Origin of the sequence: Paenibacillus sp. (genome assembly GCF_035645195.1) — a bacterium.
GTDB lineage: Bacteria > Bacillota > Bacilli > Paenibacillales > YIM-B00363 > Paenibacillus_AE.
On sequence record NZ_DASQNA010000031.1, the window covers coordinates 123,566 to 147,841 of the forward strand.

17 protein-coding genes are annotated in these 24,276 nt (G+C 60.0%); 12 read left to right on the forward strand and 5 right to left on the reverse strand.

What is annotated here, in order from left to right; genetic code table 11:
* Positions 1-41 precede the first annotated feature (41 nt).
* The 3 genes from VE009_RS17250 to VE009_RS17260 are packed head-to-tail and all read right to left on the reverse strand — an operon-like array spanning position 42 to position 3,077.
* Positions 42-1,127, reverse strand: coding sequence for a Gfo/Idh/MocA family oxidoreductase (locus tag VE009_RS17250; protein ID WP_325009775.1), 1,086 nt, complete (start codon positions 1,125-1,127; stop codon positions 42-44).
* On the reverse strand, positions 1,120-2,076 hold the full coding sequence (locus VE009_RS17255; RefSeq protein WP_325009777.1) for an AraC family transcriptional regulator: 957 nt from the start codon (positions 2,074-2,076) through the stop codon (positions 1,120-1,122). Before VE009_RS17255 ends, VE009_RS17250 begins: the two co-directional genes overlap by 8 nt.
* The gene (locus VE009_RS17260) at positions 2,073-3,077 is read right to left on the reverse strand and encodes a Gfo/Idh/MocA family oxidoreductase (RefSeq protein WP_325009779.1); all 1,005 of its coding nucleotides are present in this window, start codon (positions 3,075-3,077) and stop codon (positions 2,073-2,075) included. The genes VE009_RS17255 and VE009_RS17260 overlap by 4 nt, the downstream gene beginning before the upstream one ends.
* Positions 3,078-3,319: 242 nt before the next feature.
* Between VE009_RS17260 and VE009_RS17265 the strand changes: the two genes are divergently transcribed.
* The 6 genes from VE009_RS17265 to VE009_RS17290 all read left to right on the forward strand — a co-directional run bounded on the left by VE009_RS17265 (position 3,320) and on the right by VE009_RS17290 (position 14,897).
* Positions 3,320-5,482, forward strand: coding sequence for a glycoside hydrolase family 88/105 protein (locus tag VE009_RS17265; RefSeq protein ID WP_325009781.1), 2,163 nt, complete (start codon positions 3,320-3,322; stop codon positions 5,480-5,482).
* 204 nt (positions 5,483-5,686) lie between these two features.
* Positions 5,687-6,619, forward strand: coding sequence for an ABC transporter permease (locus VE009_RS17270; protein ID WP_414694889.1), 933 nt, complete (start codon positions 5,687-5,689; stop codon positions 6,617-6,619).
* Positions 6,620-6,634: 15 nt separating this feature from the next.
* Positions 6,635-7,504, forward strand: a complete 870-nt coding sequence (locus VE009_RS17275) for a carbohydrate ABC transporter permease (protein WP_325009783.1) — start codon at positions 6,635-6,637, stop codon at positions 7,502-7,504.
* Between the two features lie 100 nt (positions 7,505-7,604).
* Positions 7,605-9,152, forward strand: a complete 1,548-nt coding sequence (locus VE009_RS17280) for an extracellular solute-binding protein (RefSeq protein WP_325009785.1) — start codon at positions 7,605-7,607, stop codon at positions 9,150-9,152.
* Between the two features lie 138 nt (positions 9,153-9,290).
* On the forward strand, positions 9,291-11,615 hold the full coding sequence (locus VE009_RS17285; RefSeq protein ID WP_325009787.1) for an AraC family transcriptional regulator: 2,325 nt from the start codon (positions 9,291-9,293) through the stop codon (positions 11,613-11,615).
* 132 nt (positions 11,616-11,747) lie between these two features.
* Positions 11,748-14,897, forward strand: coding sequence for a glycosyl hydrolase (locus VE009_RS17290; RefSeq protein WP_325009788.1), 3,150 nt, complete (start codon positions 11,748-11,750; stop codon positions 14,895-14,897).
* Positions 14,898-15,016: 119 nt separating this feature from the next.
* On the opposite strand, the gene VE009_RS17295 is transcribed toward VE009_RS17290, so the two are convergent.
* Entirely contained in the window at positions 15,017-16,300 is a 1,284-nt protein-coding gene (locus VE009_RS17295; protein WP_325009790.1) for a Gfo/Idh/MocA family oxidoreductase, read from the reverse strand.
* A 138-nt stretch (positions 16,301-16,438) separates the two neighbouring features.
* Between VE009_RS17295 and VE009_RS17300 the strand changes: the two genes are divergently transcribed.
* The gene (locus VE009_RS17300) at positions 16,439-17,278 is read left to right on the forward strand and encodes an AraC family transcriptional regulator (protein ID WP_325009792.1); all 840 of its coding nucleotides are present in this window, start codon (positions 16,439-16,441) and stop codon (positions 17,276-17,278) included.
* On the opposite strand, the gene VE009_RS17305 is transcribed toward VE009_RS17300, so the two are convergent.
* Positions 17,255-18,256 carry a LacI family DNA-binding transcriptional regulator gene (locus VE009_RS17305; protein ID WP_325009794.1) on the reverse strand — a complete coding sequence of 334 codons (1,002 nt, stop codon included), beginning with the start codon at positions 18,254-18,256 and terminating at the stop codon, positions 17,255-17,257. The two genes, VE009_RS17300 and VE009_RS17305, sit on opposite strands and share 24 nt — an antisense overlap.
* Before the next feature lie 140 nt (positions 18,257-18,396).
* On the opposite strand from VE009_RS17305, the gene VE009_RS17310 reads away from it, so the two are divergent.
* The 5 genes from VE009_RS17310 to VE009_RS17330 all read left to right on the forward strand — a co-directional run.
* Entirely contained in the window at positions 18,397-19,902 is a 1,506-nt protein-coding gene (locus VE009_RS17310) for a tagaturonate epimerase family protein (RefSeq protein ID WP_325009796.1), read from the forward strand.
* A 455-nt stretch (positions 19,903-20,357) separates the two neighbouring features.
* Positions 20,358-21,632 (forward strand): DUF362 domain-containing protein, encoded by a 1,275-nt coding sequence (locus VE009_RS17315; protein ID WP_325009798.1) that lies wholly within the window; start codon positions 20,358-20,360, stop codon positions 21,630-21,632.
* Positions 21,629-23,179 carry a gluconokinase gene (locus tag VE009_RS17320; protein ID WP_325009800.1) on the forward strand — a complete coding sequence of 517 codons (1,551 nt, stop codon included), beginning with the start codon at positions 21,629-21,631 and terminating at the stop codon, positions 23,177-23,179. The genes VE009_RS17315 and VE009_RS17320 overlap by 4 nt, the downstream gene beginning before the upstream one ends.
* Positions 23,180-23,194: 15 nt before the next feature.
* Positions 23,195-23,962 (forward strand): SDR family oxidoreductase, encoded by a 768-nt coding sequence (locus VE009_RS17325; protein ID WP_325009802.1) that lies wholly within the window; start codon positions 23,195-23,197, stop codon positions 23,960-23,962.
* A partial coding sequence (locus VE009_RS17330) for an NAD(P)-binding domain-containing protein (protein ID WP_325009804.1) occupies positions 23,959-24,276 on the forward strand: 318 nt, incomplete at its 3' end. The genes VE009_RS17325 and VE009_RS17330, both read left to right, overlap by 4 nt.

Here is a 24,276-nt window from a genome sequence, read left to right on the forward strand (position 1 = left end):
CGGAAGCCGGGCAGGAGATCCTGCCCGGCTTCCGATTTTTTTTATTGATTCAAGTATACGGCTTTGCCCGTACGCGCGGATTCGTATAGCGCCTCGAGAATTTGCGAGACGACGAACGCCTGCTCCGGCGTGACGACAGGTTCTTTGTCCTCGTCGATCGCTTCGATCCACTTCCGCATCTCAAGATCGGCGTCTTTCTCCTGCTTGCCGTCGTAGAACGCTACGCCGCCGGCCTGCAGGTTCACCTCCGTCGTGTAGAGGCGGCTGTGCTTCTCGCCGTTGAGGCGGAGGCCTCCTTTCATGTCGGCGCCGCCTTCCGTGCCGCACAGCGTGCACTTCGCCTCGTCGACGTCGAGCGAGTTGAGCGCCCAGCTCGATTCGAGCATGATCGTCGCGCCGTTCTCCATGACGATCATCCCGAATGCGGAGTCTTCGACCGTAAATTTCTTCGGATCCCAAGGTCCCCAAGCGTTCGCGGCGTTTTCCTTCTGGGACAGCTTGTGGTACGCCGTGCCGAGCACGACCTTCGGCTTGTAGTTGTTCATCATCCACAGCGTCAGGTCGAGAGCGTGCGTGCCGATGTCGATGAGCGGGCCGCCGCCCTGCTTTTCCTCGTCGAGGAACACGCCCCATGTCGGCACTGCGCGGCGTCGAATCGCATGCGCCTTCGCGTAATAAATGTCGCCGAATTCGCCGTCTTCGCACAGCTTCTTCAAATGCTGGCTGTCCGGGCGGAACCGGTTGTTATAGCCGATCGTCAACTTTTTGCCCGTCCGCTTCGCCGCCTCGACCATGCGCGCCGCGTCCGCGGCCGTTTTCGCCATCGGCTTTTCGCACATGACATGCTTGCCGGCTTCGAGCGCGGCGATGGCGATTTCCGCGTGGGAATCGTTCGGCGTGCAGACGTGCACGATGTCGATCGTCGCATCTTTCAGCGCCTCGCGGTAGTCCGTATACGTCTTTGCGCCTTCCGCTCCGTATTTCTCGGCCGCCTCGACCGCGCGCTCCGGCACGATGTCGCAGAAGGCGACCATTTGCACGTTGGACAGTTTGGCGAGGCTCGGCATATGTTTGCCGTTCGCGATACCCCCGCAGCCTACGATTGCGATGCGATACGTGTTACCCATGACGAACGATTCCTCCTAAAGGTTGGTGGGATTTGCGATACGCGGCCGGCGTCATGCCGAACCGTTTGCGGAACACCGCATGCAAATAATTGCCGTTCGAATAGCCTTCGCTGATTGCGATTTGCTCGATCGCTAGATCCGTTTCCGCCAGCTTCTTGCAGACGGCTTCGAGCCGAACTTCTTCCAAAATGCCGCTGAACGACGCGTCGCCGCGAACGTCCTTGAAAATGCGCTGCAGCTGCCGCGCGCTGATGTTCAGGTTTTCCGCGACATGATTGAGCGTGATCGTGCCCGCGTAATTCGCCCGAATGTACTGCATGGCGAGGCGGTACCGGTACGCCTTCATGTCGCGGGACGGCAGCTCGAGGCGCGAGGCCGCCCCGCCGTCGTACGCCCGCGCCGCCTTGAGCAAAATTTGCACGACATGCTGCTTGATCGTCGTGTACAGTCCCGGCGCGCCTTCGCTGCACGCTTCGTACGCCGCGAGGAAGTGGGGCATCGCCTCGTGCACGTCGAACGCGGGAACGCGCGGGAGGGCGCGCAGCTGCAGGACGCAATCGTCCGCCTCCGCCAGCTCCCAGCGGTCCGGGCCGTCCGGCGGCTGCGGCGAGGCGTCGCGCTCCGCGATGTCGACGTGCAGGCACAGCTCATCCATCGCGACGTGGGCGTCCGCTTCCTGGTAGTGGAGCACGCCGGGGCCGGTCAAATAAAACATGCCCTCCCGCAGCGCGTACTCCTGCCCTTCCATGCGGACGACGCCCTTGCCCCTCGGGATGAAATGGAACTCGAACTCGTCGTGCTTGTGAAATTCGACCGTCCGGCCCGGCGCGAACGTCGTCAGATGGAAGCGGAGGACGCGGATGTCGTAGCGCCCCCAGCGCACACGGACGTCGAGCCGCTCCAGCGCGTCCTGCTTCTCGAGCATGACGGCGTACGGGAACTTGTTCACCCCTCGAGTTCCTCCAGCTTGACGGCGCGGCGCTCGCGGGCGGACTTGTTGGCCGCTTCCATCAGCTTCGTCAGCTCGAGCGCAAGCGCGACGTTCTCGTCTGCGGTCGTTCCGTTTTGAATATGGCCGACCCACTGCTCGAACGCGCTTTCCCGTCTCGAAGGCAGCGGCTGCTCCTGCCAGCCGGCGTCCGCGCGTCCGCCGGCCTTCGTGCGCAGCAGCAGCTTGGCGTCGGGCGTGCCGTACAGCAGCGTGCCTTCCGTGCCATTGATCTCGATCGAGAAGGGAGAGTGCGGGTTGACGAAGCCGGCTTCGACGACGCCGACGGCGCCGGAGGCGGTCGACAGCACGGCGACGGCATTGTCTTCGACGTCGCGGCCCGTCACGTAGCCGAACTGGGAAGCGACGTCGATCGGCGCCTCGCCGAGGAACAGCCGCGTCAAGTACATCGGATGGCAGCCGAGATCGATCAAGGCGCCGCCTTGGCATTGCTCAAGGCTGTAGAAATGCTCCGGCAGCCAATCGGCGACCGCGCCGTCGTGGGACAGCCGGACGCGGACGAGCGTCACGCGGCCGAGCAGCTTCCGGTCCAACATGTCGCGGATCGCCAGCGTGTACCCGTCGTTCAGCCGCGGCAGCGACACCGTCAGCTTGACGCCCGCCTTCTCGACCTCGGCAAGGATGTCGTTCGCGTCCCGCAGCGTCGCGGCCACGACCTTCTCGGTGAAGATGTGTTTGCCCGCCCGCGCCGCGGCGACCATCACTTCATGGTGGCGGTTCGTCGGCGCGTCGACGATGACGGCGTCGATGGTACCGCTTCCAAGCATGTCGTCAAGCGAGTCGTAGAACGGGACGCCGAGCTTCTCCGCGGCTTCCCGGCCGCGGGACGGCAGTTCGTCCCACACGGCGGCCATGACGGTGTCCGGGTGCTCCAGCGCTTGCTTGGTATAGTCCCATGCGTGCACGTGCCAGTAACTGATTTTGCCGATGCGGATGGTCATCCATATCTCTCCCGTGTATAAAATCAAGACATTGCTACCTAAGCGTAACATAGGGATTCAAACAATTTAAGTGCGAAATGGCGACATTTGGGCTATGAAATCGCGACATCTCCGAGATCCCGCCCTCGGCCCCGAGTTTCAATAAAGTGCAACCCCCGCAAGAAAGTATGATTGAATTTGCCGTTTCTTCCAGCTTAGCATTAGAAAATGCACGAAACGTAATTAAAAAAGGAGCGGGACAGATGGCATACTTTCATCCGCAGCAAAGCATTTACCACAGATATCACGGCGACCCGGAGCGCACGCTTCAAACGATCGCCGACCGTTATATCGGAGACAATCCGCAGCACCCTCCGGTGTATCGCGTGTTCCGCACGGACGGTTTTTTAAGAAACGACGAATTCCAGTACGTTTTCGATTTCGATCGGAAGTTTCCGGCGATCGCCGAAGGGCAGTACGTTTATGCTTGGGCGAAGTTATGGAGCGAGCAGGACGGAGAGTTTCGATTCGGCGTGAACGGTTACGGGCCGATCGACGTGTATGTGAACCGCGAACACGTTCATCGCACGACGATCGCGGACGAGATGTTCCCGGAGCGCAAACAAGTGTTTGTCGCGAAGCTTATCGCGGGTTGGAACCACTTCGTCGTCCGGTTTACGAAGACGGAACTCGGCTGCGGAGGCCGTTTCGGAACCGGTTCGTTCAAAAATATGCCGTTTCATTTTTTGGCGCCGACGGCGAATCGGGAAGGACAAGAAGGGTGGGTATATACCGCGCCGATCGACGAGCCGCTGCCGCACATTCCCGGCGAGGGCTGGGAGGAAGCCGACTCGGATGTCGTCTGGCTGCCGCGGCTCGGCTGGACGGAAGCGGAGCTTCGACTCGGCCGGTTCGGACGTCAGTTCGCCGGGGCAGCAGGAGTTCGGGCCGTCGCGTGGACGAAAGCGATCAGCGAGCGCCCGGGCAAGCATACGGTCGCGTTCACAGGATCGTTCGAGGGGAAAACGGCGGTGTACGTCGGCGGCCAGCAGGCATTTGCCGGGCAAGGCGACAACCTCCGCTTCGAAGCGGCGCTTTCGTTCGGCGAAACCGATGTCGTCGTCGTATCCGAGAGAGAGGACGGCGGCCGGTGGGACTTTGCGCTTGAGACGAACGAGCCGGGCATCCGTTTCCGTTTGCCGCATCCGGTGCACGGGACGGACGACGTCTGGTTATATGCCGGGCCGTTCGGCGCCGAGGTCGAGCTTTCCCCCGAGCAGCTGTGCCGAATGGATGGGGTGTTTCCGAACGGCCAAGAAGGCGTCTACTGGCGTGTCGACGCGCCGCATGCGGTCGTTCGCCCGTACCTCGAAAACAAGCTGTTCGCGAAATGGAACTATCCGCTCGGCGTGACGCTGTACGGCATGTTGGAGACAGGGCTTGCGCTGAAGCGCGAGCAGTACGTCGACTATGTATTGGAGCATGTGGAGACGTGCACGGCGTTCGACGATTACGCGCTGTGGGATAAGGAAAGGTACGGCGCGGCGGCGATCAACACGCAGCTGTCGGCCATCGACAGCCTCGACGACTGCGGATCGTTCGCGGCGCTGATGATGCGGGCGATAAAGGTGCGGGAGCCGCGCGGCGCGAACAAGACGGCGGCGAGAATCGCCGATTATATTTCGAACGTGCAAGACCGGCTGCCCGACGGGGCGCTCTACCGCGTGCGCGGCAGCACCGAATTTATGAAGGATACGTTGTGGTGCGACGATTTATATATGAGCACGCCGTTCCTGTGCGAGTATTACAAAGCGACCGGCGAACGCAAGTATATCGACGACGCGGCGAGTCAGTTTTTGTTGTATAAAAAGTATTTGTACATGCCCGAGCTGCAAATTATGTCGCATGTGTACGACTTCAAATTCGACAAACCGACGCGAATCCCATGGGGAAGAGGCAACGGCTGGGTGCTGTTCTCGCTTACCGAACTGCTCGCCGCGCTGCCGGAAGATCACGAGAAGAGAGCCGAGCTGCTCTGCTTCTTCCGCGAATTGAGCGAAGGGTACTTGCGGCTGCAAGGCGAGAGAGGCTTATGGCATCAAGTGCTTACGGTGCCGGAATCGTACGAGGAAACGTCCTGCACGTCGATGTTCGCCTACGCGTTCGCCCGCGGCGTTCGTTTCGGCTGGTACGAACAGCCGGAGCCGTACATCCGCTCGGTCATGCGGGCGTGGGAAGGGCTGACCCGCGTCTCGGTCGACCAATACGGCAACGTATACGGCGTCTGCCGCGGCTCCGGATATTCGTTCTCGACATTGTATTACAAAGATGAACTGTCATGGAATTTAAACGACACGCACGGCATCGGCATCGTCATGCTGGCAGGCGTAGAGACGATTAAACTGCAGCGTCATCTCCGGCAATAATTCGACATTCGCATGCTCCGGCCGACAGGTTTCCGCCGCGGCCGGAGCCTTATTTTATGCGGGTTTTCTAAATAAGTCAAAGCCATCAATAAAGTCTTAACCCAAGTCAAGAAAGTGTAATTGCGGGAAAAACGCGGCTCCCGTACGGTAGTAACAGGCGAACAACACGAAAGGCGGGGAACAAGCGTGGAAAGCAAAGTGACCGTGGCCGGGAGGGCGGAGCCGAGCAAAGCGACACAGCTTTGGAAGTCGTTCGGCAAAGATAAATATTTGTATATTTTGGCGCTGCCGGGGCTCATCTATTTTTTAATCTTTAAATATTTGCCGATGTGGGGAATTACGATCGCGTTCCAAGATTATTCCCCCTTCGCCGGGTTTGCGGGCAGCGAATGGGTCGGACTGAAACATTTCGAGAGATTGTTTACGAATCCGGACTTCCCGATTTTGTTCCGCAACACGATGGCGATCAGCTTGCTCAACTTACTTTTTTTCTTTCCGCTGCCGATTATTCTTTCGCTCATGCTGAACGAGCTGAGAAGCGAAGTGTACAAGCGGACAGTGCAATCGATCATTTATTTGCCGCACTTTTTGTCATGGGTCATCATCGTTTCGCTCAGTTTCATCATGTTGTCGCAGCAAAACGGGATTGTAAACATGGCGCTGGAACTGTTAGGCAAGACGAAGGTGCCGTTCTTAACGAATCCGGACTTGTTCTGGTTCATCTTGACGGCGCAGTCGGTTTGGAAAGAAGCGGGCTGGGGAACGATCATCTTCCTCGCGGCGATCGCCGGCGTAAACCCGCAGCTGTACGAAGCGGCCAAGATGGACGGAGCGAATCGTCTGCAGCAAATCTGGCATGTGACGCTTCCCACGATCCGGAACGTAATCATCATTTTGTTTATTTTGCGGCTCGGCGACATTATGGAGGTCGGCTTCGAGCAAGTGTACTTGATGTATAACGGCGCCGTTTCGAATGTGGCGGAAGTGTTCGATACGTACGTGTATCGCGTCGGCGTTCAGCAAGGCGAATTCAGCTACAGCACGGCGATCGGGTTGTTTAAGTCGTTCGTCGGTCTCACGCTCGTGCTGCTGGCGAACAAGCTTGCGAAAAAATTCGGGGAAGACGGCGTGTTTTAAAGGAGGGGAAGACGCATGAAACTGTCGCTCGGAGATCGTACGTTTAACTTGGTAAATTTCATTGCGCTTGGCATCGTTTCGATCGTGACGATTTTTCCGCTCTATTATGTGTTCGTCGTATCGTTTACCGATCCGTACGAATATTTGCAGAAGAAGCTCGTACTGTTTCCGGAAAATTGGTCGCTCGCTTCATACCGGTATTTGCTCTCGACGGAAGCGTTTCCGAACGCGCTCGGGGTGAGCGCGTTTCTCGCCCTCGTCGGCACGCTTTGCAGCTTGGCGGTGACGTCGTCTCTCGCGTATGCGCTGTCGCGCAAACGGTTCAGAGGCAGGAGAGTGTTTTTGATGCTCATCTTGTTCACCATTTTGTTTAGCCCAGGCATCATACCGAACTATATGTTGATTCGCGAGTTGGGGCTTATTAACAGCATATGGTCCGTCATCCTCGCTTCGCTGTCGAGCGGCTGGTTCGTCATCTTGATGAAGGGCTTTTACGACAGCATTCCGGAGGAAATGATCGAGGCTTCGTCGATCGACGGATGCAACGAGGTCGCCGCGTTTTGGCGCATCGTGCTGCCGTTGTCGCTGCCGGCGCTCGCCGCATTCGGTTTATTTTATGCCGTCAGCTACTGGAACCAGTATTTCAACGCGCTGCTATATTTGAACGATCCCGGGTTGTGGCCGATTCAAGTGCTGCTGCAAAACATGTTGATCGACGCTTCCAGCAGTTCGCTCGGCGACGTGGACCCGCTCATTCAGCCTCCGCCGAACGAGACGCTGAAGATGGCTGCCGTCGTCATCGCGGTTGTTCCGATTTTGCTCGTGTATCCGTTTTTGCAAAAGCATTTCGCCAAAGGCGCGATGGTCGGGTCGATCAAAGGATAAGGCGGCCCGGCCGCCTCGGCCGAAAAAGGAAGTTTATGCAAGATGTCCATATCGGACGTCTTTGTATATAATGATAGAACATAAGGGGAGGAAATTTTCAATGTTCCGTAACAAACCAAAACATCAGCGGGCTGCGCAGTTGGCCGCCGTATCCTTGTCAGCCGCCGTCCTGCTGACGGCTTGCGGCGGGAACGCCGCGCAGACACAGAATGGAAGCGCTTCTACCAATGCAGGGCAGGCTGACGACGCTCCGACGAAAATTACGGTCATGTCGCAATTTTTCAGCCCGACGCCGCCGGCGACCGACGGTCCGGTGGAGCAAGAGATCGAGAAAGCGACGAATACGGATTTGACCATCCAATGGGTTTCCGCTAACAACTACATCGACAAATTTAACGTTACGCTCGCTTCCGGCAGCATTCCGGACTTGATTTTGGTGTCGAACCCGTTCGATCCGGTCTTTCTGAAAGCGGCGAAACAAGGGGCGTTCTGGGACGTATCGCCATATATCCAGGACTACCCGAACATCGCAAGCAACATTTCGCAGGTCGCATGGGATTTGACGAAAATCGAAGGCAAAAACTTCGGCGTTCCGCGTCCGCGTCCGTCGGAAGGCGACATTTTCTTCGTCCTTCGCAAAGACTGGCTCGACAACGTCGGCTTGCAGCCGCCGACAACGATCGAAGAGCTTCACCAAGTCATGAAGGCGTTTACGGAACAAGACCCGGACGGCAACGGCCAACACGACACGATCGGCTTCACCGGTTACGTCAATCCGACCGACATGGGTTCGCTTTGGGCGTTCGAACGCGTCTTCACGAAAGCGACCGGCGAGTGGAAGCTGATGGACAACGGCGAGCTCGTGCACACCGCCCTGCTGCCGGAAACGCGCGAATCGCTGTTGTTCTTGAATCAAGCGTATAACGAAGGCTTGATTCCGAAAGATTTCGCTTCGATGAAAGTAAGCCAATCGAAGGACATGTTCAAAGCGGGTCAAGCGGGCATGATCGAAGAGAAAACAGGCACGATGCAAGAGTACTACGATATCTTTAAGGCGGCCGATCCAAACTTCGACTTCTTGAATTTGTATCCGCTGACGAACGTAGAAGGTTTCAATACGAAAGGACCGGGTTTCTCCGGCATGAACGCGATTCCGAAGAGCGTGCCGGAAGAGAAAATGAAGAAAATTCTCGCGATGATCGACCAGTGGATGAGCGAGGACGTGTTCATTCTCCACTCGCAAGGCATCGAAGGCGTTCATCACACTGTAAAAGACGGGGAAATCGTCATCGATTCGGAGAAAGTGATCGCGGACGCGATCGGCGACTATAACCAAATCGTGTACGTGGCGGACCCGTACGCGAGCACGGTGAAGAAGACGTTCCCGGAAGAAGCGAAGAAGTTTTATGCCGCGGTGCAAGACGAGCGGGCGAAAACGAGCGTCGTCGATGTCGGCATCGGCTTGCAGTCCGAAACGGGCCTCACGTATATGCCTGAACTCCGCAAAAAAATCCAGGACTTGAAGACGAAAATCATCTTAGGCGGAGAGCCGATCGAAGCTTGGGACAAATACGTCGAGACGTTGAAATCCGACTCGAACTTCCAAAAAGTGACCGCGGAAATGAACGAAGCGTACAAGTCCAGATAAACTAAACGAACAGCAGCCCGGTGGTGCGACAAGCAGCCGGGCTGCGTTTTTTATTTCCTTCAAAATATTGCCAAGTGGTTTGCGGGTCGGGCCCGTGGTACAATGCAAGAATGAAATTAACGCGACGGGTGAAAAGTCATGAACGCAAAGCTGAACGTATGGCAGCGGTGGTTGGCCGGATTTCGAGGCTCGCATTATCGGCGAAGTTTGATAACGCTGTTGTTATTCGCCAGTCTTCCGGGTATTGTAATCGGTTTCATCCTATTTATTTTCAGCAAATCGCAAATCGAAAGCGAACTGCAGTCGATCCACCAAGGCAACTTGTTGCAGCGGGCTTCCGCGATGGACGAACAGTTTTCGTTTCTGGAGCGGTCAATCGCCTATTGGGCGTTCGACTCGCAGTTTACGAACCGGCTGAAAGATCTTGATTTAACGTACAAATACGAAGAAATTCACGAGATTTACCGGACGCTGCTCGTCATGGAGGGGGCCAATCCGCTCGTAGAGCGGGTGGAGCTGTATGTAAGCGAGCAGGGAGGCCTCCTGTTTACGGTCGACGGCTTTTGGCGGCTCGACGGCGACCGGAAGGAGCGGTACGAGCGTCTTTTGGCGAACGAGCAATCGCTGTTTTGGAACAGCTCCCGCGAACCGGCCGAGATCCGCTTGATCCACAAAGTGCCGGGCATCGGCGCCGAGCCGTTCGGCGTGCTCGTCATGCACTTGAAGAAGGAGCCTGTGCTGGAATTGGTCCGATCGCTCACGCCGTACAACGGGGGGACGACGTTCGTATACGAAGCGTCCGACGGCTGGCTGGTGACGTCGACGCAAAACCTCGAACCGTCGCCGCTCGATCGGGCGATTTTAGGAGACGTGCAGACGCGCGCGGAGGAAGCGGGCACCTATATTTACGATTGGAACGGCGAAACGTATTCGGTTACGTACGGAAAACTGCTGCGCGCGGGCGCCGTATGGCAATACGCGTCCGCGGCGCCGCTGACGACGATTACGGCGCCGATCATCGCCGTTTCGAAATGGATCATGATAGGAAGCGCCGTCGTTCTGCTGCTCGCGATCGCGTTATCGTACTTCGCTTCGCGCAGGCTGTACTCGCCGATCGACAATTTGCTCAAAAAAATGAATCCGCCGAAATCGGGGCAGGGCCAACCGTACCGCGACGAATTCGAATGGATCGCATCGCGGTGGAACGACTTGTCGTACGAAAGCGAAACGTTGAAATCGCGCATCGAGCGGCAGCTGCCGCAGTTGAAGGAAGGCTTCTTGCTGCAGCTGCTGCACGGGTATTTGTACTCGTACACGGAAAACGAGCTGCTCGATCGGATGGAGCATTTCGGCAACGAAGCGCGCAACCGGAGATTCAGTCTCGCCTACATCCAACTGCTCGGCTTCTCCAAGCTGAAAGGTAAGTTTGCGGAAGGCGACGAAGGGCTCGTGACGTTCGCGGCCACGAACATCGTCGAAGAGCTGATGCAAAGCTTGCACATCCAAGCGGACGTGATCAACTTCCACGATTTATCGATCGGCGTGCTCATTTCGCTGCCGAACAAAATGACGCGCGAGCAATTCGACGAGGAAGTGTATCGCATTTGCGAAGAAATTATCGTCTACGTAGAGCGCATACTATTGATGGAAGCGACCATTTGCATCAGCCGGACGGCCGATTCGATCAAGGACGTGCCGATGCTGTTCGAGGAAACGAAGATGGCGGTCAGCTTCCGCAACATTAACGACGGCAAACAAATTATCGACATCACGAAACTCGAATCCATCGGGAACGATCAAGCATTCGATTATCCGTTCGATTTGGAGAAGCAGGTCTTGCACGCGATCCGCATCGGCAGCGAAGAGGATGCGGTGAAGCTCGTCCGGGAGTTCGTGCAGGTGCTCTCCGACAATAACCCGAACGAAGCGACGATGAAGCAGGGTACGCTCCATCTGCTCGGCAGCGTCATGCACGTCGTGCTCCAGTCCGGAATGACGACGCAGCAAATATACGACGGAGCGAATTTGTACGAGCAGCTGTGCGCCATTCGCGAACCGGATCAAGTGATCGAATGGTTCGGACGGAAAGTGATTCATCCGTTTATCCACGAATTCGCGCAAAAACAAAAATGGCAGACGCGCGCCGCGATCGAAAAGGCGATGCAAATGCTGCACGAGCAGTATCAGACGGACATTTCGCTCGATTCTTGCGCCGACGCTCTCAAAATGAGCCCGTTCATCTTAAGCAAAACGTTCAAAGAAGTAACCGGCATCAATTTTATCGATTATTTGACGAACATTCGGCTGGAAAAAGCGCGCGAGCTGCTCAGAGACACGGACCTAAAGATCAGCGAAATCGCCGAAGGGGTCGGCTACCAGCACAGTTATTTCAACCGTTTGTTCAAAAAGCAAGAAGGCGTCACGCCGAGTCAGTACCGCGAAATGAGCAGGCCTGTATCCTAAGGCTTGCTTCTTTTTTTTCAAAATTGTCGCAGCGCGGCAAGAAAGTCTTACCCGGATCGGCTCCTGCAGCAAAAAAGTGCGATAGTGCGGCAAACCGAGATGTTGGTATAGTGGCAGCGGGAGGGGAACGGTATGTTTCAATGGGAAACGTTTCGAAAGCCCGAAGCGAAATACGGTATACATCCGTTTTGGTTTTGGAACGGAGATATGGAAGACAGCGAAATCGTCCGGCAAATCGAGGAGATGGCTTCGAAGCAGGTCGGCGGCTTCTTTATTTGTCCGCGGCAAGGGCTGAAGGTGCCCTATTTATCGGACGCCTGGTTTGAAAAGGTCAGGCTTGCGGCGGAGACGGCGAAACGACTGGGGCTCGAAGTGTGGCTTTACGACGAGTATCCGTATCCGAGCGGCATCGCCGGCGGCGAAGTGACGCTCGAGCATCCGGAGGCGAAGCACCAAACGCTCGCGCACCGGACGGAGCCGGTTGCGGGAGGCGGCACCGTCGAGCTCGATTTGCCGTGGGCGAAAGTGCTCTACGCGAAGGCGGTGCCGATCGATCCGGCGACGGGCAGACGGCGTTGGCCGGAGGCGGTCGACGTAAGCGAATCGATCGGCAACCACCAGGCGGAGCCGATTTTCCAAAAGGCGGGGCTGACGGCGTACAACCAGAAGCGGTTCTTCACCTACCGCACGATGAAGAAGCTGATTTGGACGGCGCCCGCGGGAGACAACTGGGAAGTGCATTGCTTTTTGGAAGAGGAGCTTGAAGATTTTAAATATTACGGCACGTTCGTCGATCCTTGCCATTCGGAGGCGATGCGAACGTTTATCCGGTTGACGCACGACCGGTACGCCCGATCCGTAGGCGATCTGTTCGGAGCGACGATCAAAGGGATGTTTACGGACGAAATCGGCTTGCTCGGCGCCATTCCGTGGTCGCCGCAGCTGCCTCGGTTTTTCCGGGAGCGCAACGGCTACGACATCCGCGAGGCGCTGCATGCGCTCGTATGCGACGACGCGGAAGAGAAGGCGAAAGTGCGCTATGATTTCTTTCAAGCGGTGCACCTTCTGCTCAGAACGACGTATCACGAGCAGGTGTACGACTGGTGCGAGGAGCGGGGGCTTCAATACGCGGCCGAGGTACCGTCGGTGCGGATGACGACGCAGCGGTATTCGCACGTTCCCGGAGGCGACAGCGGACACGAAAAGCTCGGGCGATCGCTCGATTGGATATTGAACCGGTACGCGTACAGCTTCCGCTACAATCCGAAAATGATCAGTTCGATCGGCAACCAATTGAATCGCGAACGCAACTTGATCGAATGCTTCCACAGCGTCGGTTGGTCGATGACGCTGCAGGACGCGAAATGGATGATCGACCGGCTGGCGGCGTTCGGCACGAACTTTTTCAATTTCCACGCGTTCTTCTATACGCTCGACGGCATTACGAAGCACGACGCGCCGCCGTCGCAGTTTTACCAAAATCCGTACTGGCGGCACTTCGGCATGCTCGGGGACTACGTGAAGCGGATCAGTTACGTGATGAGCTGCGGCGCGCCGGTTCGGCCGGTCGCCGTGCTGGACCCGACGACGACGTTCTGGACGCGCATGGGCAATCCGTTCCATGAGTTCCAATACGGCGGCGGGAGCGAAGCGGAGCGGGCGGAATTGGAACGTTACAAAGCGGACTGGCTGGCGGTGTGCAAAGCGTTGACGCTGAACCAGACCGACTTCGATCATTTGGACCCGGAATTGTTAAGCGAAGCGGACGTTCGGGAGGGGACAGCTTTCATCGGCAGGGCGGCGTACCGGATCGTCGTGCTGCCGCCGATGGCCAATTTGGAGCGGGCCGCTTGGGAGAAGCTGAAGGCGTTTCTGGATGCGGGCGGACACGTCGTGGCCGTCGGGAAGCTGCCGCACGAGGACATCGAAGAAGGCGCGTCGGTCGCGCGGGAGATGGCTGAGCGATTCGCCGCAGGCGGCGGCGCCGTGCTGGTTCAGGACGAGCGCGAATTGCTGGAACGGCTCGCCGAACTATCGCTGGACGCGATTCGGTTCGAGTCGGAGCGGCGCGGGTCTTTCTTGGTGCAGCGCCGCAAGCTGGACGACGGGCTGCACGCGGTGTTTATGACGAACCAGGAAGACGGCGTCGTCGAAGCCTCGGTTGCATGGAACGCGGCGGACATCGGAGATGCGGCGGTTCGTCTTTGCTTAGAGACGGGCAAGGCGGAGGTTGTGTCCGCGGAGACGTCTTCGCCGGAGCCGGCGGTCGCGCTTACGTTCGCGCCGTACGCGTCGCATCTGCTGGTGATCGGTCCGCGGGATCGCATCGCTGAGTATGAGGCGGCGGGTGACGAGCGGCGGGCGGATCCCATTGCGCTCGATGCGGGCGGATTATGGAGCGTCGCGGCCGAGTCGCCGAACGCGCTCAGACTCGATGCGTTCGAGCTCGCGGTGGAGCCGGAAGGCGGAGCGAACGCAGGCACGGTCGTGCAAGCGAAAACGTTCATCGATCAATGCGAGGATATCGCGAAAGAGCAGCGTCTTCCGTTAGCGTTCCATCAAATTTTCGGCACGCCGATGAAAATGCATGCGGCGTATCCGCTGCCTGTCCGTTACACGGTCCGATTCGACGTCGAGACGATGCCGGCCGGCGGTTGCTTCCTGCTGAAAGATCGCGGAGCGATTTCGGGAGAGCACGCGATTCGGATCAACGGCCGGGAGCTCCCCGCGGACGCGTTCGAGCCGACGATGTTGTACGATCGCGCGAACGAGCGGGCCGATATTCGCTCGTATTTGCAGCCGGGCGTCAATACGCTCGTCGTCGACGTCGTCGTGGCGCACGACTGGGACGGCGTGACGGACGCGCTGTATATTTGCGGCGATTTCGGGGTGTTCCGCAGCGCCTCGTCGGGGCTGCCGGCAATATGCGACGCGCCTAAGCAGCTGCCGCTGTCGGGCGGGCCGTTATCCGGATTCCCGCATTTCGCGGGGACGCTTACGTTCCGGAAAGAGATCGAGTTGGACGAGCCGCCCGCAAGCGGGACGGTCACGCTCCGGTTCCGGGAGTGGGATGCGTCGTTCCACGACTGCGCGGAGCTGTTCGTCAACGGCGTCAGCTTCGGCGCGCGGCCGTGGACGCCGTACGAGTGGAGCGGGGAGGCGTCGGCGTTCCGTCCGGGACGCAACGTCATCGAAGTGAAGGTGACGACTTCGTTGATCGGATTGCTGGAAGGCAAACGGTTCCGCTACGACACGCATACGTTGGAGCCGGCGCTGCCGTAAAGCAGACCGTAAGCATAGAGAGGCGATCGCAATCCGGTTTCCACCGGGTCGCGGTCGCCGTTTTATCTTTTGAACAATTTAAAAAAGGAGCCCGGAGGCTCCTTTGCAGCGGTACAAACTTAAAACTTCACCAAGCCGTCGACGTTCACCGGCAGGCCGGTGCGCATCGAAATGTTGCCGGCGATGCCCGTGAGAATCGACATCGCACCGTCGACGTGGGACGCCGCGCGGTGGTACGGATCCGGCTCCGGCGTGCCGAACAGGTCGTTCAGCAGGATCGGGTCGCCGCCTCCGTGGCCGCCGACGCCTTCTTCGATCTCCGCTTCGTACGCTTCGCCGAACATCGGGATGACGGTAATGCTCTTGGCTTTAAGCGCGCCTTCGTCTTCCTTCTTGCCGCCGGAGTTGACGTAGGACTTCTCGACGATTTTCATCTCGATGCGGCCTTTCGTCCCGTTGAAGTTGACCTGGAACCCTTCCCACGGCATGTAGCAGTTCAAGGAGTACGTGAGAATCGTTTTGTTCCGGTATCGAACGAGGACGCCCATCGTGTCTTCGATGGAGATGCCGTCGCCGAACACGCTTTGGTCGCGGTAGTAGCCGTCTTCATGCTCCGCGTCGGCGTACAACCCTTTCAGCTGCTCGCTCTTCTCGAGGTCGAGGGCGAACGGGTCGCTTTTCGCGATTTCGCTGCCGCGCGCCCGGTTGTAGAACTCCGTTACGCCGCGCTTTTCCGCGTTTTCTTTGCCGTAGAACATGAGCGAGCCTTGGGCGAACACCGTTTGCGGCTGACTGCCGAGCCAGAAGTTCACGAGGTCGAAATGGTGCGTCGACTTATGCACGAGCATGCCGCCGCTGTTGCGCTTGTCGCGGTGCCATCTGCGGAAGTAGTCCGCGCCGTGCTCCGTGTTGAGCAGCCATTCGAAGTGGATGGACGTGACGTCGCCGATCGCGCCGTTCATGATCAGCTCGCGGATTTTCGTGTTGTGCGGCGCGTAGCGGTAGTTGAACGTAACGCGCAGCTCCTTGCCCGTCCGCTTCACCGCGTCGAGAATTTCTTGGCATTTCTCTTCGTCGACGGTCATCGGTTTTTCGGAAATGACGTCGCAGCCGAGCTCCATCGCCTTCACGATGTACGTATGGTGCGTGCGGTCGACCGTCGTGACGATGACGACGTCCGGCTTCGTCTCGCGGATCATGTCTTCGAATTGATTAGCTTTGTACGTCGGCACCGCATGATGCTCGAACTTCGTCGTGAGCAGCTTGTTCGCGTAGTTCATGCGCGTTTGGTTCGTGTCGCAGAACGCGACGAGCTCGGACGTGTCGCGGAAATCTTTGGCGAGGGCGCCGTAGAAGAAAATCGCACGGCCGCCGGTGCCGATCAGGGCGTAACGTTTTTTCATAGGGAAAATCTCCTTTGCACAAAAGAATTTGTAATCGTTGTCATGTAATATACCGCAAGATTCGACTATAATCATCGTAGAAAATTGCTCGTTTTCCGTAAAAAGTTGCAATATTTGCAGCAAAAGGCGGTGGATAGGATGGCGGATTACCAATTCGATACGGCGGATGGTTCGATCCATATCGATTATACGAAACGAATCGGCTTTTATTCGATGGACGAGGATCATTCGCACGAAGGGTACGAGCTGTATTATTTGTTCAGCGGGGAGCGCGATTATTTCATCCGGAACCGGACGTATCGGGTGAAGGCGGGGGAATTCGTGTTCATCGAGCGCGGGGAACTGCATCGAACGCTGGACGTCGGCGTGCCCGAACACGAGCGGATCGTCATCAATTTCGCGGGCGCGCTGCTTGACGGCTTCCCGCTGTGCGGGCGGAACGGCGTCGTCGCGCTGCCGGCCCAGCATCGCTGGAAGGGCGAGTCGCTGGCGCGCGAGCTCATCGCCGAGAGCAAAGAGGACGCGCCGGGCCGCGACGCGATGCTCGAAGCGATGCTGAAGCAGCTGCTGCTGCTCGTGTTCCGAGCGATGGTCGATTGGGCGGAGGAGGCGGCGCCGCCGTCCCCGGTTCACCGGCTCATGTCGGAAATCGCGGGGTACGTCGGCGAGCATTACGCCGAGCCGCTGCTGCTGAAGGACGTGGCGGAGCGGTTTTACGTCAGCCCGTTTTATTTGAGCCGGAAATTTAAGCAGTGCACCGGCTTCGGCTTCGCGGAATACGTGCAGCTCGTTCGGGTGCGGGAAGCGCAGCGGCTGCTGCGGGAGACGGATTTGAAAATGATTGACATCGCCGAACGGACGGGCATCGGTCCCGTCGCCAGCTTCCATAAGCTGTTCAAACGGTTGAACGACTGCTCTCCGCTGCAGTACCGGAAGCGCCAGCGGGCCGCGGCGTCAGCCCCGGACGCGCGTCGCTGAGGCGCGCTCCTCGAGCTTCGCGTCGAGCAGCTCGGTGCGGCGGGCCGGCCCGGACCCCGCCATAATGTCGAGCAGCGCGCCCGCGATGCGCTCGGCGAACAGCGTCACCGGCGCGCCGACCGCCGTCACCGGCACGTCGAGCTCGGACAGCTGCGGAATGTTGTCGTAGCTGACGAGCGACAAGTCGTCGGGCACGCGCAGGCCGCCGTCGAGGACGGCGCGGAGGAAGCCCGCCGTGACGTCGTACGCGCCGGTGACGACCGCGGTCGGCTTCGCTTCGAGCGCGAGCAGCTTGCGGCCGGCTTCGTAGCCGTCGCGCCACGTGTTGCCGTCCGAGTTCAGGACGAACGCGTCGCTCGGCGCGAGGCCGCAGGCGAACGCGCCTTCCATGAAGCCGGCGACTTTCTCCTGCTGCTTGCTGTCGGCTTCGCGCGCGTCCCCGACGTACGCGATTCGGGTATGGCCGAGGCTCGCGAGATACGTCACGGCTTCCCGCAGCGCGTCTTTCCGCTTCACGTCGACGACGGCGTACCGCGAACCGACGAGGTGCGAGGCGCCGATCGACACGACCGGGATGTCGGTGGCGACCGGCTCGGCGTTCCGCTCCTCCGGCGTAATGTCCTCGAACACGACGATGCCGTCGACCTGCAGCCGCTGGAACAGCTTCGCGGCCGCCGTCGGGGGGAGGATCGATAATATCATTTCGTAGCCCTTCTCCGACAGGGCGTCGTTGATGCGGCTGACGAGGGCGGACAGCGCCACGCGCTCGAGCGACGGCAGCAGAACGCCGACCGTCATGCTGCGGCGGGAGACGAGGCTTTTGGCCGCGAAGTTCGGCTCGTAGCCGAGCTGCGCCGCCAGTTCGACGATGCGCGTTTTCGTTTCGGGCCGCACGAGCGGGCTGTCGTTGAGCGCCTTCGACACAGTGGAATAGCTGACGCCCGCCAGTCTGGCGATGTCTTTGATGGTGACGTTCATGGCGGTTTCGTCCTCCGAATGCAAACGTTGTTAAAAAAATTTGATGATGCATTAAAAATACCATTGATGAAAGTATATTTTCAACATATGATAGAGTCATTACGAAAATAACAACGTTGTTATTATGGAGGGTGCGAACTATGACGACAGCTACAAACGCGGCTCAAGCGGCCGCAGCGCTCCAAGCGGGCGCGCCTTTGTCGGGAATGACGGACGTATATGCGGCATCTGTCGCGGAGAGCGGCGGCGACCGCGTCGCGATGGTGAAATTCGGCGGCGAGCGCCAGCTGCTCGCGGTGGGCGGCGGCGCGCTGTACGCCGCTTTGGAAGGCGAAGAAGTTCGCGAGGGCGGCGCCGCGTACAAGCTGTGCCCGCTGACGCACAACAACCGGCTCGCGCTGAACGACGCGTTCGAATATACGAAGCCGCGCGCGATCGGCACGCAAATGGCGACGATCGGCCTCGGCGACCGGCTCGGTCTCGCGTCCCCTGGCCATATTAAGACGGTAGCGGGCCGGAACATCCGCCCAATTCTCGCGCAGCAGAGCATTCGCGAGCTGAACCTGACGAATCGCAGCTACGAGGACGTGCTCGACGCGGCGTCGTTCGCCGTATTCCAGGAAGGGTACAAGGATGGCTGGGGCGCCGACGGCGACCATTTGAAAACGCCTGCGGACATCGAGTACGCGCTGCGCCTCGGGTTTTCGATGCTGACGCTGGACGCGTCGGAGCATATCGACAACGCGGCGGCGTCGCTGGACGATGCAGGCGTCGCGGCGCGTTACGCGGAGCTGGATGCATCGTACCGCGCTCGAGTAGAAGCAGAGTACGCTGATCGCACGTTCGCGATCGAGGACGCTTCCATTGAAGTGAGCGCCGCCGCGTTGAAGCGGTACGCGCTCGTGTACGGCCGCGCGGTTCAATTCATGGTAGAGATCTACAGAACGTACATCGTACCGGCAGGCCGCGGCATCGATTTCGAAATTTCGATCGACGAGACGGCGACGCCGACCGACCCGGCCGCGCATTGGTTCGTGGCGAACGAGCTGAAGCGCGAAGGCGTCGAAGTGTACAGCATGGCGCCGCGGTTTTGCGGAGAGTTCCAAAAAGGGATCGACTACATCGGCGACATCGCGCAGTTCGAGAAAGAGCTTGCGGTGCACGCGGCGATTTGCGATCACTTCGGTTATAAGCTCAGCGTGCACTCCGGCAGCGACAAGTTCAGCGTGTTCCCGCTCGTCGCGAAGTACACGTCCGGCCGCTTCCATCTGAAGACGGCGGGCACGAACTGGCTGGAGGCGGTCCGCACGGTCGCGAAGGTGAACCCGGGCTTGTACCGCCGCATGCACGAGTACGCGGCTGCTCACGTGGAGGAAGCGCTGAAGTATTACCATATTACGGCCGATTTCGCGAAGGTGAAGCCGCTGTCCGAAGTGTCGGACGCGGAGCTGCCGGAATATATGAACGAAGACAACGCGCGGCAAATGCTGCACATCACGTACGGCATCCTGCTGACGGCGAAGGACGACTCGGGCGCTTCGCTGTTCAAGGACGAGTTTTACGCGACGCTGGGCGAGCATGAAGAGGCGTACGAGGCATCGCTCATCGCGCATATCGGCAAGCACCTCGAGCTGCTCGGGAAGTAAGGCGGAGGGCCCGTCGGGCGGGCCTTGGCTCTAAGCAGGGCGCTGCGGGGCGAAAAGGCGCAAAACTGCGGCTGTTGCCGCCCGGCGGGGCGCTGTCGGGGCGGATAGGCGCAAAAATGCGGCTATTGCCGCTCGGCGGGCCGCTGTCGGGGCGGATAGGCGCAAAAATGCGGCTATTGCCGCTCGGCGGGGCCTGGCTGGGGCAAATAGGCGCAGAAATGCGGCTATTGCCGCTCGGCGGGCCGCTGCCGGGGCGGATAGGCGCAAAAATGCGGCTGTTGCCGGCTCGGCAGGGCGCTGCTGGGGCGAATAGGCGCAAAATTGCGGCTATTGCCGCTCGGCGGGGCCTGGCTGGGGCAAATAGGCGCAAAATTGCGGCTGTTGCCGCTTATCGGTGCGCTGCCTGCGGAGCCGGACGGCCCGCGAACGCAATGAAACGGAAAGAGGGACAACACATGAGTGAAATCATTCGCAATATGCTGGCGCCGATCCCGATCCCGCCGGTCGTGCGCATTCGGCAGCGGTTCGACCCGTCGAAGCTGGAGGACCCGGTCGGCGTTCTGCGCGAGGAGCTGCAGAAGCCCGGCGCGGTCGACCGCATCCAGCCGGGGCAGCGCGTCGCCGTTGCCGTCGGCAGCCGGGGCGTCGCCAACATCGCCGGCTTCACGAAGGCGACGATCGACGCGATCAAGGCGCGGGGCGCGCATCCGTTCATCGTGCCGTGCATGGGCAGCCATGGCGGCGCGACGGCGGAAGGCCAAGCCGAAGTGCTGAAGCATCTCGGCATCGACGAGGCGACGATGGGCGCGCCGGTCGAGTCGTCGATGGAGGTCGTGCAAATCGACCAGCTCGCGAACGGGCTGCCCGTCTACGTCGACAAAATCGCTTCGCAGGCGGACGCGATCGTCGTCATTAACCGCGTGAAGCCGCACACGGCGTTCCGCGGGCCGATCGAGAGCGGCATCATGAAAATGATCGCGATCGGACTCGGCAAGCAGAAAGGCGCGGAGGCGTGCCACCAGCTCGGCTTCAAATACATGGCCGAGTTCGTGCCGGAGATGGCGACGCTCATGATCAACAAGCTGCCGATCGTGTTCGGCGTCGCGGCGGTGGAGAACGCCTACGACGAAACGTGCCATATCGAGGTGCTCCCGGCAGACCGCATTTACGAACGGGAAGTGGAGCTGCAGAAAATGGCCAAATCGCGCATGCCGAAGCTGCTGTTCGACCAAATCGACGTGCTCGTCATCGACTATATCGGCAAAAACATCAGCGGCGACGGCATGGACCCGAACGTGACGGGCCGTTACCCGACGCCGTACGCGTCCGGCGGACCGGACGTCAACAAAATGGTCGTGCTCGACGTGACGAAGGAGTCCAAGGGCAACGCGAACGGCGTCGGCACCGCCGACTTCACGACGCGCCGCCTCGCGGACAAGATGGACTTCACCGCGACGTACCTGAACGGCCTCACCTCGACCGTCTGCGCGCCGACGAAGCTCGCGACGACGCTCGAGAGCGACGAGCTCGCCATCAAGGCGGCCGTCAAAACGTGCAACGTGCTCAACTTTAACGACTGCCGTCTCGTGCGCATCCGCGACACGCTGCACCTCGGCGAAATCGAAATTTCGGTGCCGCTGCTCGAAGAAGCCCGGAACCATCCGGACATCGAGATCGTGTCCGAGCCGTACCAGTGGACGTTCGACAGCGAGGGGTATTTGCCGAAATGACGAAACCGTTCATCGTCGCCGTAGACATCGGAACGACGAGCACGAAGGCGGCCGTCGTCGACCGCGAGGGCGGCGTCCGCGCCGTCCTGTCCGTCGAATACCCGCTCCATACGCCCGCGCCCGACCGCGCCGAGCAGGACCCCGACGAAATCGTCGAGGCCGCGGTGAACGCAGTGCGCGCCGTCGTCGCCAAGGCGGACGTTTCGCCGGGCGAGATTCGCTGCGTCGTCTTCAGCGCCGCGATGCACAGTATCATCGCGCTGGACGCAGACGGCGCGCCGCTCACGAGATCGATCACGTGGGCGGACAACCGCGCGGCATCGTACGCCGAAGCGCTCAGGGGTACGCCCGAAGGCCAGGCGATTTACGCCGCCACCGGCGTGCCGATTCATCCGATGTCTCCATTGCTGAAGCTTATGTGGCTGCGCGAGCGCGCGCCGGACACGTTCGGGAAAGCGCGCAAATTCGTCGGCATCAAAGAATACGTGCTCGGCAGATGGTTCGCGGAAAGCGGCGCGGGCGCGGCGCATGTCGTCGACCATTCGATCGCGAGCGCGACGGGGCTGTTCAACCTGCGCAGCCGCGATTGGCACGAGCCGTCGCTGGCGCTCGCGGGCATCGACGCGTCGCGGCTGCCGACGCTCGTCCCGACGACGCACGTGCTGGAGGGTCTCCCTCGCGCGGCGGCGGAGAAGCTCGGCCTCGCGCCGGGCACGCCGGTCGTCGTCGGCGCGTCCGACGGCGTGCTTGCGAACATCGGCGCCGGCGCGCACGACCCCGACCAGTTCGCCGTTACGATCGGCACGAGCGGCGCCGTCCGCGCCGTCGTGCGCGAGCCGCGCACCGACCCGCAGGGCCGCGCCTTCTGCTACGCGCTGTCCGACGACCGCTGGGTCGTCGGAGGCGCGATCAACAACGGCGGCGTCTTGTTCCGTTGGGTGCGCGACGAGCTCGCCACCAAGGAAGCCGCCGAGGCGCGCGCCGCCGGCATCGACCCGTACGAGCGGCTGACCGAGCTCGCGCAAACCGCGCCGGCCGGCAGCGGCGGCCTCATCGTGCTGCCGCTGTTCGCCGGCGAGCGCGCGCCGTATTGGAACGCTGACGTGCGCGGCGTGTTCTTCGGCCTGTCGCTCGCGCACGGCAAGCCGCACATGATCCGCGCGGTGCTCGAGGGCGTCGGCTACGCCGTCCGCTCCGTCGCCGAAGCGGTCGCGGACGCCGCCGGCCGCCCGCGCGAAATTCGCGCCTCGGGCGGCTTCGCCCGCTCGCCGTTCTGGCGGCAGACGATCGCCGACATCCTCGGCGCGCCGCTCACCGTGCCGGACGCGATCGAGAGCTCCGCGCTCGGCGCGGCGGCGCTCGGCCTCGTCGCCCTCGGCGACTGGCGCGATTTGGAGCCGGCTCGCGCCTGGTCGACGGCGACGTTCACCCACGAGCCGAATCCGGCCGTCCGGGAAACGTACGACGAGCTGTACGCGATGTACGCGGAATTGTATCCGCGCCTCGTCGACCCGTTCCGCCGCATCGTACAATTTCAGTCCAAATAGGAGGCACCATTCCTCATGAACTTATTCGATTTATCCGGCAAAACGGCCGTCGTCATCGGCGGCAACAGCACGCTCGGTTCGGCGATGGGCGAGGCGTTCGGCGCCCACGGCGCGAAAGTCGCCGTCGTCGGCCGCAACCTCGAAACGTCCGAAGCGGCGAAGCAGCGCATCGAAGCCGCAGGCGGCGCCGCGGCCGTGTTCCAAGCGGACGCGACGAACAAGGAAGATCTGCAGCGCGTTCTCGAAGAGATCGTCGCTTGGTCGGGCAGCGTGGACATCTTAATGAACTGCCCGGGCAAAAACAGCGCCACGCCGTTCTTCGACATTACCGAAGAAGAGTGGGACAGCATTATGGACGTTAACCTCAAGGGCGTCGTCCTTGCATGCCAAGTGTTCGGCAAGCGCATGATCGAGCAGGGCCGCGGCGGCAGCATCATCAACATTTCGTCCGTCTCATCTGGTCCGCCGCTGTCGCGCGTATTCACGTACTCCGCCTCGAAGGCGGGCGTCAACTCCGTGACGCAGTTCCTCGCGAGAGAATTCGCGCCGCACAACATCCGCGTCAACGGCATCATCCCGGGCTTCTTCCCGGCGGAGCAGAACAAGAAAATTTTGTCCGAAGAGCGCATTAAGAGCATCATGGGGCACACGCCGATGAACCGGTTCGGCACGCCCGAAGAGCTGCAAGGCGCGGCAGTCTATCTTGCGTCGGAGAAGGCGTCCGGTTTCGTGACCGGCACGTTCCTCAGAGTCGACGGCGGATTCGGAGCGATGACGATATGACGAATACGAACAACAAACAGCAAATCGGCGTCGTCGGCCTTGCCGTCATGGGCAAGAACCTCGCGCTGAACATGGAAAGCAAAGGCTTCTCGGTCGCGGTGTACAACCGTTCGCCGGAGAAGACGAAGGAGCTCGTCGAAGAAGCGGCGGGCAAAAACCTCGTCGGCTGCTATTCCGTCGAAGAGTTCGTGAACGCGCTCGAAACGCCGCGCAAAATCATGATCATGGTCAAAGCGGGCGAGCCGACGGACAAGACGATCGAATCGCTGCTGCCGCATCTCGACCAAGGCGACATCATCATCGACGGCGGCAAC

Bases quoted from the DNA above. Each gene is read 5' to 3' on its own strand.
- VE009_RS17280 (WP_325009785.1), top strand. From the start codon at position 7,605: ATGTTCCGTAACAAACCAAAACATCAGCGGGCTGCGCAGTTGGCCGCC.
- VE009_RS17290 (WP_325009788.1), top strand. From the start codon at position 11,748: ATGTTTCAATGGGAAACGTTTCGAAAGCCCGAAGCGAAATACGGTATA.
- VE009_RS17300 (WP_325009792.1), top strand. From the start codon at position 16,439: ATGGCGGATTACCAATTCGATACGGCGGATGGTTCGATCCATATCGAT.
- VE009_RS17320 (WP_325009800.1), top strand. From the start codon at position 21,629: ATGACGAAACCGTTCATCGTCGCCGTAGACATCGGAACGACGAGCACG.
- VE009_RS17260 (WP_325009779.1), bottom strand. From the start codon at position 3,077: ATGACCATCCGCATCGGCAAAATCAGTTACTGGCACGTGCACGCATGG.
- VE009_RS17315 (WP_325009798.1), top strand. From the start codon at position 20,358: ATGAGTGAAATCATTCGCAATATGCTGGCGCCGATCCCGATCCCGCCG.
- VE009_RS17250 (WP_325009775.1), bottom strand. From the start codon at position 1,127: ATGGGTAACACGTATCGCATCGCAATCGTAGGCTGCGGGGGTATCGCG.
- VE009_RS17295 (WP_325009790.1), bottom strand. From the start codon at position 16,300: ATGAAAAAACGTTACGCCCTGATCGGCACCGGCGGCCGTGCGATTTTC.
- VE009_RS17325 (WP_325009802.1), top strand. From the start codon at position 23,195: ATGAACTTATTCGATTTATCCGGCAAAACGGCCGTCGTCATCGGCGGC.
- VE009_RS17265 (WP_325009781.1), top strand. From the start codon at position 3,320: ATGGCATACTTTCATCCGCAGCAAAGCATTTACCACAGATATCACGGC.
- VE009_RS17310 (WP_325009796.1), top strand. From the start codon at position 18,397: ATGACGACAGCTACAAACGCGGCTCAAGCGGCCGCAGCGCTCCAAGCG.
- VE009_RS17305 (WP_325009794.1), bottom strand. From the start codon at position 18,256: ATGAACGTCACCATCAAAGACATCGCCAGACTGGCGGGCGTCAGCTAT.
- VE009_RS17275 (WP_325009783.1), top strand. From the start codon at position 6,635: ATGAAACTGTCGCTCGGAGATCGTACGTTTAACTTGGTAAATTTCATT.
- VE009_RS17285 (WP_325009787.1), top strand. From the start codon at position 9,291: ATGAACGCAAAGCTGAACGTATGGCAGCGGTGGTTGGCCGGATTTCGA.